1 protein-coding gene is annotated in these 2,638 nt (G+C 71.3%); it reads right to left on the bottom strand.

The window, feature by feature from the left end; all coding sequences use genetic code 11:
* Nucleotides 1–2,638: SDR family NAD(P)-dependent oxidoreductase (locus tag A9X01_RS03945; protein ID WP_155771918.1), on the bottom strand; the 2,638-nt coding region annotated here is incomplete at both ends.

The raw sequence follows: 2,638 nt of genomic DNA, 5'->3' as shown, positions 1-2,638 counted from the left end.
GGCCGCGGCCAGTCCTTCGGTCATGTTGCTGGCCTGATCCCAGAGTCCCCAGCCCAGCGAGATGGCCGGCAGACCCTGGGCCTGCCGGAACACCGCCAGCGCGTCCAGGAACGAATTGCCTGCCGCATAGTTGGCCTGGCCCGAGGCGCCGGCCAGCCCGGCGATCGAGGAAAACAGCACGAACGCATGCAGATTCAGTTCGCGGGTGAGCTCGTGCAGGTTCCACGCGGCATCGGCCTTGGCCCGCAACGCCGCATCAACCCGCTCCGCCGTCAGCGAGGTGACCACCGCATCGTCGAGGGTGCCGGCGGCGTGGATCACGGCCGTCAGCGGATGTCGTTCGGGGACCTCGGCGATCACCTTGGCCATCGCCTCGCGATCCGCGGCGTCACAGGCCACCACCTGCACCTGTGCGCCCGCGGCGGTCAACTCCGCGGTCAGCTCCGCCGCGCCCGGCGCATCCGGGCCGCGGCGGCTCACCAGCACCACGTTCGGCGCGCGGTGCCGGCTGACGACATGCCGGGCCAGGGCCGAACCCGCCATGCCGGTGCCGCCGGTGATCAGGACGGTGCCACCGCCCAGACCGCTGCGCGCCTCACCCACGGGCCCAGCACTCAACGCCGGCGGCACGGCCATCACGACCTTGCCGACGTGGCGGGCCTGGCTGAGGTAGCGCAGGGCCGCCGCCGCGCGTCGCACGTCAAATGTGGTGGCCGGCAGCGGCCGCAGCACCCCGGCCTCGAACAGTGCGGTCAGTTCGGCGAGCATCCGCTGGATGTGGTCCGGTCCGGCTTCGAACAGGTCGAAGGCGCGGTAGAGCACCCCGGCGTGTTGTTGCGCGACCTTTTCCGGGTCGCGGATGTCGGTCTTGCCCATCTCCAGGAACACCCCGCCCGGCGCGACCAAACGCAGTGACGCGTCGACGAATTCGCCGGCCAGCGAGTCCAGCACCACATCCACGCCGCGGCCGCCGGTCGCCGTGCGGAACTTGTCCTCGAACTCGACACTGCGCGAGTCGGCGATGTGGTCGTCGTCGAACCCGAGGCGGCGCAGGGTGTCCCACTTGCCCTTGCTGGCGGTGGCGAACACCTCCACACCCAGGTGCCGGGCCAGCTGCACCGCGGCCATGCCCACGCCGCCGGTGGCCGCGTGCACCAGCAGCCGCTGGCCGGGCTGGATGTCGGCCAGGGTCGTCAGCGCGTAGTAGGCGGTCGCGAAAACGACCGGGGCGGTGGCAGCCTCGACGTCGGACCAGTCGGACGGAATCCTGATCAGCAGCCGCTCGTCGGTGACGGCGACGGCGCCGGTGCCTTCCGGGAACAGCCCGGTGACGCGGTCGCCGGCCGCGAAACAGCTTGCCGCGGGACCTGTTTCGATGACCGTTCCGGCGGCCTCGACACCCATGGCGGCGCTCTCGTCGGGGTAGAGGCCGAGGGCGATCATGACGTCGCGGAAGTTGGCGGCCATGGCGCTGGTCGCGACGCGGACGTTGCGTGGCGCCAACTCATCGGCCGCGCCGGGAATCGGCTCCATGCGCAGGTTCTCGAACGTGCCGGCGGTGCTCATGCCCAATCGCCACGGCCCGTCGCCGGGCGGGACCAGCAGACTGCGCACCGCGCGGCTGCCGTGCACCCGGGCGATGTGCGTCACGCCGTGGCGCAACAACACCTGTGGCTCGCCGACCGCCAGCACCGCCGCAGCCTCGTCGTCGCCAATCGACACGTCAGTGTCCACCAGCACGATCCGGCCGGGATGCTCGGTCTGTGCCGAACGCACCAAACCCCATACCGCGGCACCGGCCAGGTCGGTAACGCTCTCACCCGGGCCGGCCATCGCGCCGCGCGTGGCGACCAACAGCACACCTGAATCATGTTCGCTCAGCCAGGATTGGACGATGTGCAACGCCCGGTGGGTCGCCGTGTGCACGCCGGCCAGGGTGTCCCCGGGAACCGGTTCGGACTCATAGAGCTGATACGGCGGCGTGCCGCCGGCCGATGCCGCCGGTGCCGGCGACCAGATCACGTCGAACAACCGGTCACCGGCCGAACCCGAGAGCGCGGCCTTGAGCTGCTGTTCGGTCACCGGGCGGGCCACCATTGACGCCACGGACAACACCGGCAGCCCGAGCGCGTCGGTCAATTCCACCGATACCGACGACGGGCCGGTGCGCGTGATCCGGGCGCGCACCGCCGAGGCGCCCGCCGCGTGCAGCGAAACACCCTGCCAGGCAAAGGGAACCAGCACACCGCCGGCATTATTCGGACCAGCTGCTGGGCCGGCTTCTTGGCCGGCGATGATGGCGTGCAGCGCGGCGTCCAGCACCGCCGGGTGCACGCCGAAGCCGGTGGGCGACAAGCCTGGTGCGGCGGGCAGGGCGACCTCGGCGAACAGGTCGTCGCCGCGGCGCCACATCGCGTTCAGGCCCTGGAACGCCGGCCCGTAGCCGTACCCGTGCTCGGCCAACCGCTCGTAGATTCCGGTGACGTCGACCGGCTGCGCGCCCACCGGAGGCCACGCGGACAGATCCGAACCGGGCTGCGCGGCCGCCGGACTCAACGAGCCTTCGGCGTGCAACAGCCAGGTGGAGCCGGAGTCGGCCCGCGAGTAGACCGAGACCGCACGGGAGCCGGATTCGTCG

The organism is Mycobacterium asiaticum, assembly GCF_001668675.1.
Lineage (GTDB): Bacteria > Actinomycetota > Actinomycetes > Mycobacteriales > Mycobacteriaceae > Mycobacterium > Mycobacterium asiaticum_D.
This window is presented reverse-complemented; position numbering and strand designations above follow the sequence as displayed.